Source organism: Hyphococcus sp. (assembly GCF_965267305.1).
Taxonomy (GTDB): Bacteria; Pseudomonadota; Alphaproteobacteria; order Caulobacterales; family Parvularculaceae; genus Hyphococcus.
The window spans coordinates 586,975-603,688 of the sequence record NZ_OZ253945.1 but is presented as its reverse complement, the minus strand read 5'-3'; the positions used below and the strand labels follow the sequence as shown (position 1 = coordinate 603,688).

The 16,714-nt window shown below is 59.2% G+C and carries 13 protein-coding genes and 1 tRNA gene; 5 read left to right on the top strand and 9 right to left on the bottom strand.

Annotation, left to right across the window (positions count from 1 at the left end; translation table 11 throughout):
• Positions 1–5 precede the first annotated feature (5 nt).
• The 4 genes from ACQY5P_RS02840 to ACQY5P_RS02825 form a co-directional block, all read right to left on the bottom strand.
• Positions 6–1,028, bottom strand: coding sequence for a DNA polymerase III subunit delta' (locus ACQY5P_RS02840; RefSeq protein WP_428409335.1), 1,023 nt, complete (start codon positions 1,026–1,028; stop codon positions 6–8).
• A 57-nt stretch (positions 1,029–1,085) separates the two neighbouring features.
• A complete protein-coding gene (gene tmk, locus ACQY5P_RS02835) occupies positions 1,086–1,736 on the bottom strand; it encodes a dTMP kinase (RefSeq protein WP_428409334.1) in 651 nt (216 codons plus the stop codon).
• A 6-nt stretch (positions 1,737–1,742) separates the two neighbouring features.
• A complete protein-coding gene (locus tag ACQY5P_RS02830) occupies positions 1,743–2,921 on the bottom strand; it encodes a D-alanyl-D-alanine carboxypeptidase family protein (RefSeq protein WP_428409333.1) in 1,179 nt (392 codons plus the stop codon).
• An 81-nt stretch (positions 2,922–3,002) separates the two neighbouring features.
• The gene (locus ACQY5P_RS02825; protein ID WP_428409332.1) at positions 3,003–4,004 is read right to left on the bottom strand and encodes a septal ring lytic transglycosylase RlpA family protein; all 1,002 of its coding nucleotides are present in this window, start codon (positions 4,002–4,004) and stop codon (positions 3,003–3,005) included.
• A 148-nt stretch (positions 4,005–4,152) separates the two neighbouring features.
• On the opposite strand from ACQY5P_RS02825, the gene ACQY5P_RS02820 reads away from it, so the two are divergent.
• A tRNA-Ser gene (locus tag ACQY5P_RS02820) sits at positions 4,153–4,242 on the top strand.
• Between the two features lie 31 nt (positions 4,243–4,273).
• Here ACQY5P_RS02820 and ACQY5P_RS02815 read toward each other — a convergent pair.
• The 4 genes from ACQY5P_RS02815 to ACQY5P_RS02800 all read right to left on the bottom strand — a co-directional run bounded on the left by ACQY5P_RS02815 (position 4,274) and on the right by ACQY5P_RS02800 (position 10,792).
• Entirely contained in the window at positions 4,274–5,308 is a 1,035-nt protein-coding gene (locus ACQY5P_RS02815; RefSeq protein ID WP_428409331.1) for a GGDEF domain-containing protein, read from the bottom strand.
• 249 nt (positions 5,309–5,557) lie between these two features.
• The gene (locus ACQY5P_RS02810; RefSeq protein WP_428409330.1) at positions 5,558–8,101 is read right to left on the bottom strand and encodes a TonB-dependent receptor; all 2,544 of its coding nucleotides are present in this window, start codon (positions 8,099–8,101) and stop codon (positions 5,558–5,560) included.
• A gap of 272 nt (positions 8,102–8,373) precedes the next feature.
• Positions 8,374–9,861 carry an L-piperidine-6-carboxylate dehydrogenase gene (gene amaB, locus ACQY5P_RS02805; protein WP_428409329.1) on the bottom strand — a complete coding sequence of 496 codons (1,488 nt, stop codon included), beginning with the start codon at positions 9,859–9,861 and terminating at the stop codon, positions 8,374–8,376.
• A 25-nt stretch (positions 9,862–9,886) separates the two neighbouring features.
• Positions 9,887–10,792 carry a VIT1/CCC1 transporter family protein gene (locus ACQY5P_RS02800; RefSeq protein WP_428409328.1) on the bottom strand — a complete coding sequence of 302 codons (906 nt, stop codon included), beginning with the start codon at positions 10,790–10,792 and terminating at the stop codon, positions 9,887–9,889.
• Here ACQY5P_RS02800 and ACQY5P_RS02795 point away from each other — a divergent pair.
• Together ACQY5P_RS02795 and ACQY5P_RS02790 are read left to right on the top strand one after the other, a co-directional pair.
• A complete protein-coding gene (locus ACQY5P_RS02795; protein WP_428409327.1) occupies positions 10,791–11,738 on the top strand; it encodes an isopenicillin N synthase family dioxygenase in 948 nt (315 codons plus the stop codon). The genes ACQY5P_RS02800 and ACQY5P_RS02795 overlap by 2 nt on opposite strands.
• Positions 11,735–12,244, top strand: coding sequence for a GNAT family N-acetyltransferase (locus ACQY5P_RS02790; RefSeq protein WP_428409326.1), 510 nt, complete (start codon positions 11,735–11,737; stop codon positions 12,242–12,244). The genes ACQY5P_RS02795 and ACQY5P_RS02790 overlap by 4 nt, the downstream gene beginning before the upstream one ends.
• Here the strand turns inward: ACQY5P_RS02790 and ACQY5P_RS02785 are convergent.
• Positions 12,241–14,802 (bottom strand): zinc-dependent metalloprotease, encoded by a 2,562-nt coding sequence (locus ACQY5P_RS02785; protein WP_428409325.1) that lies wholly within the window; start codon positions 14,800–14,802, stop codon positions 12,241–12,243. The genes ACQY5P_RS02790 and ACQY5P_RS02785 overlap by 4 nt on opposite strands.
• Before the next feature lie 143 nt (positions 14,803–14,945).
• Here ACQY5P_RS02785 and ACQY5P_RS02780 point away from each other — a divergent pair, with 143 nt between their 5' ends.
• The gene (locus tag ACQY5P_RS02780) at positions 14,946–15,791 is read left to right on the top strand and encodes an AAA family ATPase (protein ID WP_428409324.1); all 846 of its coding nucleotides are present in this window, start codon (positions 14,946–14,948) and stop codon (positions 15,789–15,791) included.
• A 27-nt stretch (positions 15,792–15,818) separates the two neighbouring features.
• On the top strand, positions 15,819–16,676 hold the full coding sequence (locus ACQY5P_RS02775; protein WP_428409323.1) for an alpha/beta fold hydrolase: 858 nt from the start codon (positions 15,819–15,821) through the stop codon (positions 16,674–16,676).
• Positions 16,677–16,714: the final 38 nt, after the last annotated feature.

Genomic DNA, 16,714 nt, shown 5'->3' with positions numbered 1-16,714 from the left:
GAGCGTCAGGCGGCCCTTCGCTTCAGCGCGGCGCGCAGGTCGTATGCGATGGCCTCGAGCAATTGAGCCCTGTCGAGATTGAGCGCCTCGCCCCGCCCGGCGAGCGCCGTCACAGCCTGCCAGGCGTTTAAGAGATCGCCTGCATCGGCGCCCTCAAATCCTTGCGCGGCGTCATGCGTCGCCGCTGCCCGCGAAGCGTCGCTGAGGCTGGCGATGAGGGTGTCGCGAAAGATCGGCCAGCGCGCATCGCCCGCTTTGCCCGCAACGCCGGCAATGATCCGGGAAAGATCCCCGCCTCTTTGAGCAGTCTGCAGAAAGGCTTGCGCCAACGAGATCGCCTCCGCCCCCTCGCCCGCCGCCAGCATCAGCGCGTAGCCCGGCCGCCCGCGGGCATGATCGGCAATGTTTTTTGCGTTCCCGGGGCTGGCGCCTTCCGTGCGAAGCAATTGCACGATCTCGTCATCCGCAACAGGCGCAAGGTCAATGCGGCGGCAGCGTGACCGGATCGTCGGCAGCAATCTTCCCGGGGCCGCCGATAAAAGCAGCAACGTCGCTCCCTCCGGCGGCTCCTCAAGCGCTTTCAGGAGCGCGTTCGCTGCATTCCTGTTCATGTCGTCCGCCGTATCGACGATGGCGACGCGCGCGCCTCCGCCAGATGCGGTTCGGCTCAGAAAGCTTGTCAGTTTCCGTATGGTTTCGACAGTAATTTCAGATTGATGCCGGTCTTTCTTTTCATCATACAGCCGTTCGGCGACAAAAAGGTCTGGGTGCGCACCGGCTGCAATGTGGCGGAAGACTTTTGCGGTTTCCGGCATATTGAGGCTCGTATCATCGGTCAGCGACGAAGGATCGAGCAGCGCGCGGGCGATGCGGTAGGCGAGGGTTGCTTTGCCGGAGCCTTCCGGTCCCGCCAGGATCCAGCCATGGGTCAGCGCCCCCTCGCCTATGGCGGCGCGCAATTGGCGCTCGAGGGCGTCGCGGCCGATCTGGTCGGTGCGGGATCGCGGCGGGATCAACTCTTCTTCCATATGGTTTACCTAGGCGTTTTGAGGCGCCGAGGGAAGGTGCTGAGGAATTGTCCGGGCTCAGGCGTTGAAGAGCGCCGGAAGCTTTTTTTCCACGATATTCCGGATGCGCGCGGCTACCTTTTCTGCGCTTCCAGAGGCATCCACAACAAAGCAACGGTCGGGCTCGCGCCGGGCGATTTCAAGAAAAGCCTCGCGAACTTTCTCCTGATAGGCGGCGCCTTTAGATTCAAAGCGCTGTTCCTGACCGCCTGTCGCGCCGGCGCGTTTCAATCCTTCCTCAATGGGCAGATCGAGGATGAGCGTGAGGTCCGGTCCGCGGTTCCCTACAACGAGATCGTATAGCGCAATGACGGTTTTTTCGCCGAGGGCCCCGGCAAGACCCTGATACGCCATCGTAGAGTCGGCGAACCGGTCCGTGATGACAACGGCGCCGCGAGCCAGCGCGGGTTGAATGATGCGCTCCAAATGGTCGGCGCGCGCCGCAGACATGAGCAGCGCCTCCGTCACCGGCGACCATTTGTCAGCCGACCCTTCCAGCAAAAGCTTGCGGATGGCTTCGGCGCCGGGCGATCCGCCGGGTTCGCGGGTTGTCACCACTTCCCTGCCTGCATCGCGTATCGCATCAGCAAGCAGTTTGATCTGCGTCGATTTACCGGCGCCGTCGCCGCCCTCGAAGCTGATGAATGCGCCGGCGGAAGAAGCCGTCATATGCGTCTACTCCGCCGACGCAGTTTCCGCGGTTTCATGCGAAGGTTTTGCGAGGAGTTTTTGGGCCGCAAGGCCGATCTTGCCCCAGATGCCGGTTTCCTTGACCTCACGGCCGGCATAGAGCGCATATTCACGGGCCGGACCGCCGCCAGGGGCTTCTACGCGCAGATAACCGATCTGCTGGTTTTCTTTTATCGGCGCGGATACAGGACCTTCATAAACGATGGTCGCTTTTGCTCCGTCAATGAGCGAACGGTGGAGGATAAGTTTCACTGGTTCGTGCGCGATCAGCGGAACGGTCGGCTGCTTGCCTTTGAAAACTTCCGCATCCCCGACAATATCGCCCGGCTCGAAAAAAGTTTTCGTTGAAAAGTCATTGAAGGCGAGACGCATCAGCCGGGCGGATTCCGTAGCGCGTTCACGCTCCGAGGACAGCCCGTTGACGACAACAATACGGCGTTCGCCATTCTGCGCCGCCGACCCCACAAGGCCGTAACCTGACTCTTCGGTGTGTCCGGTTTTAAGGCCGTCTGCGCCCTCGACCATATCGAGAATGGGATTGCGGTTCGATTGCTGGATTTTTTCCCAGGTGAATTCGCGCTCCGCAAAAAGAGCGTAGTACTCGCCATATTCCGAAATCATCTTGCGCGTCAGCACTGCAAGGTCGCGCATGCTCATTTTGTGGTTAGGGTCTGGCTTTCCATGCGGGTTGCCGAAGGTGGAATCGTTGAGCCCCCACTCATGGGCCTTCTGGTTCATCAGTTGAACAAAGGCTTCTTCGGAGCCGGAGATATTTTCAGCGACGACAATGCAGGCGTCATTGCCGGACTGCACAATGATGCCGCGCAGGATATCGAGCACGGGAATGCTGTCGCCGACCCGCACCCACATGGAGGAGCCTTCGCGCTCCCGCCAGGCTTTTTCGCTGACGTCGAACTTGTCTGTGAGCTGCAAAGAGCCGTTTTTGAGCCGCTCGAAAACGATGGCGACGGTCATCAGCTTCGACATGGAAGCCGGGGCGGTCGGCGTGCGCGCATTCTTCTCATAGAGGATCTCGCCGGTGCGATAATCCATGATCAGCGCATATTCCGCAGGCGTCGTCAGCGGCGGCTGGTCTTGTCCTGAAGACTGGCCGAGACTTACGGCGATCATGGCGAGTGCGGCGATAATATGAGAAAACTTCAAAACGCGTCTCCTAAACCTGTTCAGGCGATGTTCCGGCTCTGGGCGCTAACCCCTTGATCTATATTGCTCATGACGCCGAGCTTACGGAGTCAGTGTGACCAGGGAAGCATCAGCATAACCCGCTCCGCGCACTGCTTCCAACTTTTCTGCGGCGGTTTCAATAGAGGAAAACGGGCCCAGATTGACCCGGTAAAATACGCTGCCCGCCTCGGTCTCAACGCGCGACATGCGCAGAGTTCCGATGTCGCCGAGCTGGGCGCGGAGCGCGTCGATATTGTCGAGGCGCGAAAGGGCGGCGATGCGGATCAGATAGATCGCTTCCGCGGGCTGCTGGGCGCTCGCTGACGGGTGAACGAGGCGCGCGTCTTCCGGATCGGGAGTCGAGAGGTCGGCGGCGGGGATCTCCGCTTCACCCCCCTCCTCCGCCTCCGCGATGGCGACCTCTTCAGCGCCGGGCGTCAGCGCCGGCGCGCTTTCCATGCTGGTGAGAAGCTCAGAGATCGGGTCGCAATCCGGATCGACGCCTGGCCGGATGGTTTCCTGCCGCACAGGCGCGGCGCGGGCGATGCGCTCGGGACGCGGCGATGTTCTTGGCGCTTCGGCGGTCAGCGGCGCCGGGCCCGCGTAGCGCACGCGCACGCGCGCCGTTCCCTGTTGCTCGAAGCCGAGCTCACGCGCCGCCTCCCGCGACATATCGATGATCCGGTCGCCGACAAAAGGCCCCCTATCGTTCAGCCTAACGACGACGGAGCGCCCGTTCTCAAGGTTCGTCACTTCGACCATGGATGGCAGCGGCAGCGTCGTATGCGCCGCCGACAGCCGGTTCATGTCGAAAATCTCGCCATTGGCGGTAAGGCGTCCGTGAAACTGCTCTCCGTACCAGGAGGCGACGCCGACCTTTGAATAAGACGGGTCCTCGGCGGGGTAATACCACTTGCCCTTCACCTGATAGGGTTTGCCGACCTTGTAATGGGGATCGGTCCCCCGCCCCGCCGAAGGCCGCGAGGTCGTTGAGCAGGCGGCGAGGAGCGCCAGCAGGATTAGGACGGCGATCCTGAAAACGAAAGAGGCCGAATGGGTCATAGCGGAAAGTACTGGTTGTACGCGGCGGCCCGCCGCTTCGTGAAGCAGCCCCGGCAATAGCCTTCGAGGGTTAACGCCTTATTAACCTAGTTTGCCCGTCAGTTGCATCCATCAGCTCAGCAATGTAGACGACAACACCGCTACTCCCGGAGGGGTGGCAGAGTGGTCGATTGCGGCGGTCTTGAAAACCGTTGAGCGTGCGAGCGTTCCGTGGGTTCGAATCCCACCCCCTCCGCCACGGAGTTTGTTTTTCGTCGCCGGATAAAACCTCAGGCGATCTCTCTCAAATGGTTCGCGGCACGGACAACTCTGTTCCGGCCGGCCCTTTTCGCTTCATAGAGCGCTGCGTCAGCAGACTCAAAAAGCGCTTCCATAGATTGACCTAAGAACCATTCTGCAACGCCAAAAGAGATGGTGACATTGCCGATCTCCTTATTCGACTTTCTGAGCGCAAGCGGACGATTGGCGATCTCCGCTCGAATGTCTTCGGCAACCTCAGCAGCCTGCATCAGCGTCGTATTGGGAAGGGCGATGACGAATTCTTCGCCGCCATAACGCGCAGCGAGATCTTTTCCTTTGATATTGCCTTTTATAATGCTGGCCACAAGCGCAAGCACCTGATCGCCGACTTTGTGACCATAGGTGTCGTTGAACACTTTGAAAAAATCGATGTCGCCGACAATGATGGAAAACGCCTGTTTCTCCAGCATGGCGTCTTCCATCAGCCGGGTAAGAAAAGTGTCGAGCTTCCGCCGGTTTGCAAGCTTCGTTAAGAAGTCCGTCTGAGCGCTTTCTTCCGCGCGCTTCAGCGTGTCGTGCAGTTCGCCGATATTTTCCACTGCGGCGTCCAGCTTGCCTTCAAGGACCTTGTTCTGTTCTACAGTTTTTTTTGTGAGCTCAAGCAAGCGGCCCACAATGTCCTGGACATCCCCGCCAGACGTGGAAACGCCAATAGCGTCGCCTGCCTGCGTCTGCACTTCCACGCCGAATGTGTGTGCAGATGAGCTTAAGGCATGCGCAAGCCCTTGCAGTCCCGATGACTGGTTTACGAGCGCGTTGGCAAGCTTATCGAGCTTTTGAGTGTGGCTAGGTTCAGGGCTAAAAAATCTGGCGTAAAGCCGCTCAAGCTGCTTGGCGCTGGGCGGGGTTTCATCGGAGAAGCGTGTTTCGATCGTTTCCGACAGCTCCGCATTCGCGCCATCATAATGCGCATAAAGAACGGCGTAGGCCTCAGGCGTCGGGTCTAGATTCCAGGCACTCAGTCGGCTTAACGCCTTTTGCGAAATATCGGTCGCGGTCTTCATCGCTCCCCCTTTGAGCTGATCAATCCACTATCATGTATTGGTAAACGAGTTCTAAGCCTTGGGGCTGGCGCTGGAAGAGCCGGTGTGCTCGCGCATGAAACCTCACAAAAATCAGTAATTTGTAATGTTCTGTCTTTAAGCAGCAGCGAGACAGCCTGAGCTTACGAACGACACACGGAAAACGCCGCATCATTGCTGATGCGGCGTTTGGAGGGATTAACGGCCAGTACGCGGCCGCCAGTTTTCAGACTAGAAGTTGCGGCGCAGCGTCACCGCAAAGGTGCGCGGCTTGCCCGGCGAGCCATAAACATGGCCCACAGCGGCGGCATCGTTCACCTTTGTCGTCAGGTAATATTCGTCGAAGAGGTTTTGGATTTCAAAAGCAAGACCCCAATTGTCATCTGCGGAGTTCCACATAATGCGGGCGTTGCCGAGGAAGTAACCTTCGATGAGGTTGTCCGCAACCAGAACATCGATCGGTCCGCCACCTCCCGGAAGGCCGAAGCTCTCAAAACCGGGCGATCCCGGAACAACGTCATTCGGTACGAGAAGTTCGCGAACGTTGCCCGCTTCGGTAAAGATTTCGGACTGATAGGAGCCGTCAAACCGGAAGCTCAAATCGCCGCCCCAGACATTTTCGATGTCATACTGTACGCCGATGCTGTACTGCCACTCCGGCGTGTAAGGGGTGATGTCTCCGAGAGCGACGCCGGTGCCGGCATTCGGGTCGATTTCCTTATATTGGAAGTCGAGATAGCTCAGCGAAGCGTCGATGCTGATTTCCGGAATAGGATAGAAAGTCGCTTCAGCCTCGAAGCCTTTCACCTTAGCCGAGCCGACGTTGCTTGGACGCAAGCACGGAGCCTGTTGCCCCGGGGGAAGGTCCGCGCAGAACGTCGAGTTCAGGACGATATTGTCATACGGGAAGTAGAAGCCCGCTAGGTTCAAGCGAAGTTTGTCATCAAACAGGTCGGATTTGAAACCGAGCTCGTAGGAGGTGATCGTTTCCGGCACATGCGGCGTCGCCTGGCTCGGGAAGAACGGACGGGCGTTAAAGCCGCCCGCGCGATAGCCGGTTGCGACCTGGCCGTAGACCATCAGCGCTTCATTGAACCGGTAGTCGAGCGCAACGCGCCAGTCGAGCTGACTGTTCTTGAATGTCGCCGTCGTGCCGTCGACGCCGAAGAGGAGACAGTTCGGCTGGTTGCCGATGTCGACGGGGCCGGCTGTCGGTGCGCCGAGGAAGAAATTACAGGGGCCTTCCACCGGCGTGAGATCGGGATTCCGGCGGCGATAGAGGTATTCTTTCTTATCCCAGGAATTTCGGACGCCGCCTGTCAGGTGCAGATCATCAGACAGGTTCAAGGTCACGTTCGCGAAAACCGCCTTGTTGGTCGACGGTGTCGGGTCAGGGCCGTGAATGAAGTCCAGTTCCGCATAGGCGATATTGATACGGCCAGTGTAGAAGCTGTCCGTATCGAAGTAGAAACCGCCAACCGTAAAGTCGACGAAATCGTCAAACAGCTGGCCATTGAGACGAATCTCTTGGCTCCACTGCTCGTTGGTTTGCGTCTGGTTCAGAAGGTTCGGCGCCAGCGGCGATCCGTCTACGTCGTAAGACCAGTCGGTCTTGTATTTCCGGTACGCTGTGACCGAGAACAAGGACAGGTTTTCGCTGAGCCCGATATCCATCGTCAGCGCAGCGCCGTAATTGTCCATATCGCGGTGCGGATCGAGCGCAAGGGGCGTGTATGGAAACTGCGAATCGCCCGGGTACAAATTGTTGAAGGTCGCATAAGTGACGTAGCGCCCGTCATAGCCGGTCAGCGTATCGCAGCTGTTGGGTCCCGAAGCGACGAACATACAGTTATAAGGAATGGCCTGACCGTCGGTGCCACGGAGCCACGGCCGCGAAGGGTCGTTATTCAAGGCGCCGTCGGCGTTCGCGTAGAGCAAGGTCGACACGCCAGCATCATTACGTTCGCGCGTGTAGTCGCCGCTCAAATTGATGTCGACATTGTCGGTTGGCCGCCAGCGCAGAGCGATTTTACCGCCTGCAATGGCGACGCCGCCATCACGGCCGAGAACAGGATCTTCGCCAGTCGCCTGCGTCGGCACATTGGTGCCTGGGTGTGTCAATGCATAGTCGAGGCGCTTGATATAACCCGTTTCGTTTTTGCTGACACCGGAGACGCGCATAGCGAGGGTTTCCGTAATCGGCACATCATAGATGCCGCGGATATCGATCCGGTCATAAGACCCGTAAGTCACTTGGAAAGAGCCGGAGTTGTCGCCCTGCGGTTTCTCGGAATAAAGCTTGATCGCGCCGCCGATGGAGTTCCGGCCGGCCAGCGTGCCTTGCGGACCGCGCAGGATTTCCACCCGGTCCACATCCATGAGATCGAGCAGCGAGCCGGTCAGAGTCGGCAGATAAACGTCGTCGATATAGATGCCGACGCCCGGCTCGACAGCGAAGTTCGGGTCGTTCTGCCCGATGCCGCGGATATAGGCGATCATCGCCGAACCATATTCCTGGTTCTGGCCCGCCAAGGTCACGTTCGGCGCCTGTCGAGCGATCTGAGAAAGCTCCGTCTGACTGCGGCGCTCAAGCATGTCGCCCGTAACCGCCGTAATGGCGAGCGGCGCGTCCTGCAAATTCTGTTCGCGGAATTGCGCCGTGACCACGATTTCGTCGGTTTGGGCAAGCGCCGCCGTTCCTGCAACGCTCGAAAGCGCTGCGAGCGACACGCTTGCGCGTGCAAGTGTTCTTATAGCCGTTTTGCGACTGTCCATCCGTTCCTCCCATGAACTACGCTATGTGAATCAGTTTCTATTTTTTTTCTTAGCGATAACATAAATCGCCATTATCAAAGGCATAATTTCGCATTTTATCGCCGATCACGGGGGCGTTGTTGCAGTCTGGCAACGACAGGCTTCAATAACGGTATCAACTTTTAATTAGACAGATTATGCTATTATTTTTGGTAACAGGAAAAAATGAAATCGCGATTTGTTTTACCTATACACGCCACACTTCGGCTGAACGCATGCGTGCGGCGCAGCAATTAAATATCGAACTTGACGCCCTGAGCGAGCGGCAGCGCAGCCGAATAATTAATGGTTTGCGTCTGACGGCGCATATACGCCTTCCAAGCGTCGGAACCGCTTTCTCGTCCGCCGCCGGTTTCCTTCTCGCCGCCAAACGCGCCGCCAATCTCTGCGCCGGAGGGGCCGATATTCACATTGGCGATGCCGCAGTCTGATCCCGTAGCGGAAAGGAATTGCTCCGCCTCCAGAACATCCCGCGTAAATATGCAGGACGATAGTCCTTGCGGGACAGAATTTTGCAACGCAATGGCGTCATGCAGATTTTCATAGCGCAGGACATAAAGAATAGGCGCGAAGGCTTCTTCAAGGACGATGCCTTCATGCATGTTGAGTTCGGCAATGGCGGGACGCACATACCAGCCTTTCTCGCCTATGTGTTCGCCGCCTGTAATGTGGCCGCCCTGCGCCTTCGCCCGGTCGAGCGCGTAATGCATTCTGTCGAATGCGCCTTTGTCAATCAGCGGTCCCACAAGGACGCCATCTTTCAAAGGATCCCCGACAGGCAATGAGGCGTAGGCTGACTTAAGACGCGGCAGGAACGCGTCATAGATGCTGCCATGAATAAATAAACGGCGCAGGCTGGTGCAGCGCTGGCCGGCGGTTCCTGCAGCGGCGAAACAGACCGCTCGAAGCGCAAGATCAAGATCGGCTGAAGGCGCGACAATGCCTGCATTGTTGCCGCCAAGCTCCAGTAGCGAGCGGCCGAAGCGTTTTGCGACGCGAGGGCCCACTTCACGGCCCATGCGCGTGGAGCCCGTCGCCGACACAAGCGCGATGCGCGGGTCGTCGACGATTTGCTCGCCCGCTGCTCGCTCTCCAATCACAACCTGGCTGAGATGGCGCGGCGCCTCTCCGAAGCGGTAGGCCGCCTTTTCGAACAGAGACTGCACCGCCAGAGCAGTAAGCGGCGTTTTTTCCGACGGTTTCCAAATGCAACTGTCGCCGCAGACGAACGCCAGAGCGGCGTTCCAGGACCACACCGCCACCGGAAAATTGAAGGCGGATATGATCCCTACGGGCCCGAGGGGATGCCAGCTCTCGCGCATATGATGCCCGGGGCGCTCCGAGGCGATGGTGAGACCGTAGAGCTGGCGCGACAGGCCGACCGCGAAATCGCAGATGTCGATCATCTCCTGAACTTCGCCCAACCCTTCCGAGAGGATCTTGCCGCATTCGATCGTAACGAGCCGTCCGAGGTCGTCCTTGTGCTTGCGCAGTTCCTCGCCAAAGACGCGCACAAGCTCGCCGCGGCGCGGCGCCGGAACGCTTCGCCATTTGAGAAAGGCTTCCTGCGCTTGCGCAATCTTTTCTCCGATCACCGCCTCGTCATCGATCGCAACCTGTGCGAGTTCGGAACCGTCAATTGGCGTTGTCACAGAGAGATCGCCGCGCGTGTAATGACGTTCTTCGACGCCAAGGCGATCCATGATGTCGGATATATTCATGAGACTAGCTCCTTTGGCTCGCGTCCTACACGCCGACCCATTGTTTCAGTAACGCGCCGGTCAAATAGGCTGCACCGGCAGCAGTCATGCCAATTAGAAAGGTTTCAAGCCCGGAACTCCACCATGGAGCGGTCGACCATTTCGATTTCAAGGCGCCGATGCCAAAGAATACGGCGCCTGTCATAATGATAGCGCTCAACAGCGCGCTTGCGCCGGCCCCGAAGAGAAACGGCAGCAACGGCACGGCGCCGCAAATTACGAAAGCGGCGAAGGTCGCCGCGCCGGCGGCGAAAGGGGACTTGTTCGCCTTCGGGGCGCCGTATTCCTCTTCGATCATCACTTCGACCCAGCGTTCTTCATGTTTCGTGACGATATCGACTGCACGCTTGAGGTCTTCCCCCTCGAAACCCTTCGCAGCGAAAATCTGACGTATTTCTTCGCGCTCGCCTTCGGGCGACAGCGCAATGTGGCGCAGCTCGGTTTCCCGGAGGCGACGATAGTCGTCGCGTTCCGCCTTGACGCCGGAATAATTTCCCGCGGCCATGGAAAAGCCGTCGGCGAGAAGGTTGGCCGCCCCGAGAATAAGAATGATTTTCGTCGACAGTTCAGCGCCCGAGACGCCGGCGACCACTGCGAATGTAGTGACGGCGCCGTCAATCCCGCCAAGCACCCAGTCCCGCAAATAAGTGACCTGCGGCCCCTTTTTCAGGCGCTCGGCGATGTCCTGCGGATCATGACTATGTGCGATCATGGGATCGCGTGATGAAAGGTTCATGAAGAGCTTATGAAACGCGCTGCAAATCGCCGTCAATCGCCTTGTCGCAATGGCGGTTTCGGGCAGGCATCCTGCGATTTTCTGCACCATTGCCACCCGGTCGGCGAGGGCGTAAACCGCCACGAGATCGAGATGTTTTCCCGGAGAATGCGCCATGACGCGTAAATACGACCGTGTGCCGGAACTGAGCCTCAAAGCCTATACGGACGGAGATCTGGCGGCGCGCCGGGAATTCGAGGAAGCGCTCTATGAGGGCTTCAAATATTTCGGCTTCATTATTCTGAAAGATCACAAAGTCAGCCACGATTTGCTGAAGCGCGCCTACGACAAAAGCGCAGAGTTTTTCGCCCTGCCCGAAGACTATAAGAATCAATTTTTCCGTAAGGACGGGCAGCGCGGCTACACCCCTTTCGGACGCGAACATGCCAAAGATTCCAATCATCCGGACCTTAAGGAATTCTGGCATGTGGGCCGAGAGTTCGAGCCGGGGTCGGAGCTCGAGAAAATTTATCCCTCCAATATGTGGCCGGACAAGCCGCAAAGTTTCCGCGATACGTTTCTCGAACTTTACGATGCGCTTGAAGAAGCCGGTCTCGTCATGCTTGAGGCGCTGGCGCCCTCGCTTGATGTCCCGCGCGACTTCTTCCGGAAAATGGCGACGAATGGCAATTCGATTTTGCGCCTGCTTCACTATCCGCCGGTGCCGGAGGGCGTCGATCCGGGATCGATCCGCGCCGCCGCCCATGAAGACATCAATCTCATCACCATTCTCGTCGCAGCGAACGGCGCCGGGCTTCAGTTACTTGACCGCGAGGGCAAATGGCTGCCGGTGGAAACCGATCCTGACAATCTGATCGTCGACGCAGGCGACATGCTGGCGCGGGTTTGCAACGACGTCATTCCCGCGACGACACATCGTGTGGTCAATCCTGAAGGGGCGACAAACGAGTCGCGTTACTCAATGCCGTTTTTCATGCATCCCCATTCGAGCGCCATGCTGTCCTGCCTCGACAGTTGCAAAGGCGACGGCGCCAAATATCCGGACATCACGGCGGATGATTTCTTGAAACAGCGGCTAAAAGAAATCGGCCTCGCCGGATGATAGTGACGATCCGGCCTGCATCAGCGGCGGACATTCCCCTGATGCAATCGCTTGAGCGGGATGCGGCGCAGGCCTTTCGCGCCGTCGGTTACGATTTCTGCGCAGACGGCCCAGTGCGTACTCACGAAGAACATGAACGCGGTCTTGAGGGCGGCGCCATATTCATCGCCGAAACTGATGGCGAAGCCGCAGGCTTCATTCTGTTATGGGTTGTCGACCGCCACGCGCATTTAACAGAAATATCCATCGCCGAACGGTTCCAAAGGCGCGGAATCGGCCGGGCCTTAATTGAAGCAGGCGAGGATTGGGCGCGAGAGCGAGGCTTTGACGCTATCACGCTGACGACCTTTCGGGATGTTGCATGGAACGCGCCGTTTTACCGTTCTCTGGGCTATGCGGAATATGCGCCGGGCGGCGGCGAGTTGGACCTTGCCGCGGTTCAGGCGGAAGAAGCGCAGTCAGGCTATGCCGGCAAACCGCGGATTACGATGAAGAAGGCGCTTTAGTCGTTCATGCCTTCGCAATGCCAGCATGTCTCCATCATGCTTGCTCCTCCCGCGCCGCCAATCGGACTGCCGGGCGGAATTTCCGTCGCCGGCATGGAGACGGAAACCGCCGCCGCCGGACGGTTCAGATGCGCCTCGATCCGCTCGCGCAGCCACGCATTGTGCTCGCGCGCATTGGCGCCGCTGAACAGCGACGGCTCCAGGCGGTTGCCGATGGCGCGGAGTTTCGCTTCCGCCTGCGCCCGCACAGAGGGCGCCGCCGCCTCATCAAGCGACAAGGAAATGAGAGAGGACACAAACCTGTCCTGAATCACATCGGCGAGCATTTGTTCGTTCGCGCCCGCCGCGGCAAAAACTTTCGTATCGATGGCGTTCAAGACATCGCCGAAACTGAGTGCAGACGCATTGCGTCGGTGCTGCTCCTCAAGCCGGGCGGCGCGGGCCGGGTTCAACAGCGCGTTAATGGTGATGCTCGCCGCGGCGTCAGCGGCGCTCGCGAGATCGAACATGGGATGCGCGTCGGATTCAAAGACTTCGCCGCCATTGTTCCCGTTAAAGGCGCCCATCGGCGCCGTCATCTGATCGAGAACGGATGTCGGAATGACGAGCGCCGACGGATCGAGCGTATCGACAAGCGCGGCGAGCGCGTCGCGCTGTTTTTCATTGGAGACCACCGATCCGTTGCTCAGCGCATCGCCCTTTGTCTTGTAGGCGAAGTCGTAACCTCCGACGAGCTTCGCTGCAGCCTCGACCTGATAGCGGTGATAGAGATAGATCGGCACGATCACTTCGCGCAGTTTCGCCATGGGCGTCCCCGGCGTGATTGTGTTCTCGCCGAAACTGGATAGCGCGATCGCGCGCACGTCCATTGTGTCGCGCAATGCTTGAACCGGATCGCCGCCATTGTCCCAGACGCTGCCGTAGGGATTGCCGGTCGCAATGGAGCGGCCTTCGCTGTCGGCGACGAAGCGCAGACCCGAACCATATCCGTCCGCGATGATCTTGTTGAGCGCTGCGGCTTCGTCGGTTCCCGGCGCAAATTGCGCATAGAGCCAGGTGGCGGCGAACTTGTCCCACTCGCCGATGCCGGTGTCATAAGCTTCGGAAAAGTCGAGCGACCCGTCATCGCCGACCGTCACCAGCGGCGCCGGGTAATCCATGACCGAGGCGCGATCATTGGTCGACGCCGCAAAATTATGCGCAAAGCCGAGGGCGTGGCCGACTTCATGGGCTGACAATTGCCGGATGCGGGCGAGCGCAATCGTCACCGGATCGTCGGGACCCCCCTTGCCTGAATTCTGCGCGCCGGCAAGGCCTTCGAAGATCATCCGGTCCTGACGCACACGCTGCGAGCCGAGAATGACGCTGCCTTTGATCATTTCGCCTGTGCGCGGGTCGGAGACGCCGCCGCCATAGGACCAGCCGCGGGTCTGGCGATGGGTCCATGAAATGATGTTGTAGCGGATGTCGCGGGGATGCGCGCCTTCCGGCAGGGGCTCGACACGGAAAGCGTTTTCAAAGCCCGCAGCTTCATAAGCTTCCGCCCACCAGGACGCGCCTTCGATCAGGGCGTCGCGAATTTCCGGCGGCGCTCCGGCGTCCACATAAAAGACAATGGGATCTTTCGCCGGACTTTTGGCGGCCGAAGGGTCTTCTTTTTCCAGCCGGAAGCGCCGCGCGAAGGCTTTCTGGATCGGTTCCGCGAGCGGCGCCGAAAAATCGTAATAGGGAATGTCGATCGCGCCGGAGCGAACGTCGAAGGGCCGCGGCGTGTAGCCGTCGTCGGGGAGCCGCACCAGCGAATGATGCAACACCATGGTGACCGCGCGCCCGTCCGCCGCAGTCGCGCGCACTTCGTCGCCGGGCGCGTCGCTGACAAGCGTCAGATAGGCGTCGAACTCGACATTATTGGGAAAGGCGAGCGCATTCGCCGCATCAGGGAATGTCCTGTCTTCGGCGACGGAAAACGATCCGCCCTTCGGATGATCTTTCAGGGCCGCGATGACGCCAAGGGAGTCGCGGGTGATGAAGCTTGAAATGTCCACGAGGCTTTCGCCCCCGGGCCCCGTGGCGCTCACCTCGCCCGCCCACAGGAAAGACCGTGCGAAGGATTCGCGCACGGCCTTTTGCTCCAGCGGATTGTCGGAAGTCGCGCGGTAGGTCCAGTTCTCCTGTTCTGCGATGATCTTGTCGCCGACGCGGCGGAAGGCGATCAGCGAGCCGCTGTCGAATAAGCCACGATCAAGACCGACAGGATTGGAGCCAAGGCCTGACGTCAGTCCCGCCGCATGAATGGCGCGCAGCGTGACCCCGTCTTCATCCGCTGGCGGAAACACGGCGAATACCTTCGCGCCTTTCTCATCGGCGAAGAGCGTCAGGAAGCCGTCTTTGCGCGTGAAATCCTTGACGCTCTCGTCGACCCAGACGTCCCTTGGCGCGGTCGCGGTTTCCTCACGCGCCTCCTGATCGCTGGTGCGCGGCGCCCCTTCCCCGGCGCCGTCACGCGCGCAGGCGGCGGCTATCAAAGACGAGGCAAGGAACAGAAGAATAAGACGCATGAGGCTTCCTTTCGGGGCTGACGTCGCGAAGCTGCCGGATTTTCAGGGGAAATGCAAAATTGAAATTTCGCCGCTGCATCAAGCGATTGCCTCATGCTTCTTCGGCCTTATAGTTGCAGTGCAAACAGGAAGAGAGCGTTTCCGTGAAGTTTACCGGCACCAAGGATTACGTCGCCACCGAAGACCTTAAAGTCGCCGTCAATGCGGCGGTGACCCTGGAGCGTCCCCTGCTCGTCAAGGGCGAACCCGGCACCGGCAAGACCGTGCTCGCCATCGAGGTGGCGAAGGCGCTCGGCGCGCCGCTTCTCGAATGGCACATCAAATCGACCACCAAGGCGCATCAAGGGCTTTACGAGTATGACGCAGTTGCGCGCTTGCGCGACGGCCAGCTCGGCGAGGAACGCGCGCGGGACGTCAAGAACTACATCAAGCGCGGCAAACTGTGGGAAGCGTTCACGGCGGGCGAGCGGCCCGTTCTCCTCATCGACGAGATCGACAAGGCCGATATCGAGTTTCCTAACGATCTCCTCCAGGAACTCGATCGCATGGAGTTCTTCGTCTACGAGACCGGCGAGACGGTGAAGGCGAAACAGCGTCCCATCGTCATCATCACCTCGAACAATGAGAAAGAACTCCCCGACGCCTTCCTGCGCCGCTGTTTCTTCCACTACATCAAGTTTCCCGATGCGGAGACGATGGCGCAAATCGTCGAGGTGCATTTTCCGGGCATCAAGAAGCGCCTTGTGGGCGACGCTATGAAGATCTTTTACGAGATCCGCGAGGTTCCGGGCCTCAAGAAAAAGCCTTCGACGTCGGAGCTGCTTGACTGGCTGAAGCTGCTGATGTCCGAAGACCTGCCCGAGGAAATCCTTTCCGAACGCGATCCGCGAAAAGCTATTCCGCCGCTTCACGGCGCGCTCCTCAAGAACGAGCAGGATGTGCATCTCTTCGAGCGTCTGGCGTTTCTGGCCCGGCGCGAAGGCGTCTAAATGTCAATAAGGCGAGAAGGGTAAGCGATGCGCGCGGAAACGCAGCGCATTTCAGCGAATGGCCTTTCCCATTTCGTGCGGGACACCGGCGAGATTGATGCGCCTGCCGCGATCATGCTGCACGGCTTTCCGGATTCCTCTGCGGTCTGGACGAAAGTCACGCCGCTGCTCGTCAACGCAGGCTTCCGGGTGATCGCCCCTGATCTGCGTGGTTTCGGCGAAACCGACATGGCGGCGTCCGTCGCCGGTTACGACATTCAGAACGGCGCGTTCAAGGATGTGCTGGCGATCATGGATGCGCTTAAGATTGAAGTCGCGCATATCGCGGGTCATGATTTCGGCGCGCCGGTCGCCTGGATGCTGGCGGCGCAACGCCCCGAACGGTTCAAAACGCTAACGGCGATCTCCGTGGGTCATACGCGCGCCTATCTGAACGCCGGATGGGAGCAGAAATGGCGCAGCACATATATTCTCTTCCATCAGGTCCGGGGACTTTGCGAAGCGGCGTACCGCGCCAATGACTGGGCGCTGTTGCGCAGACACTGGTCCCGCCATGGCGACATTGAAGACGCCATTCACCTGCTCTCACGTCCGGGACGTTTGACCGCCGGCCTCAACTGGTATCGCGCGAATATTTCCCTCGACCGCATCCTGAAGCCGCCGCGAGTGGGAACGTTCGGCGAGGAAATCGTGCGTATTCCTACACTTGGTATCTGGAGCGATGGTGAAGCCTATCTGACCGAAGCGCAGATGATGGGTTCCGAAGACTATGTGGATGCGCCATGGCGCTATGAGCGCATCGAGGGCGCCAGCCACTGGATTTCCTATGACGCGCCCGACGCGCTGGCCCGGCTGATGATCTCGCACTGGCGGGAATACGCCTGATCGACGCGCCCTTCCCTCCCTTTCAAAAAGCCCTTAAG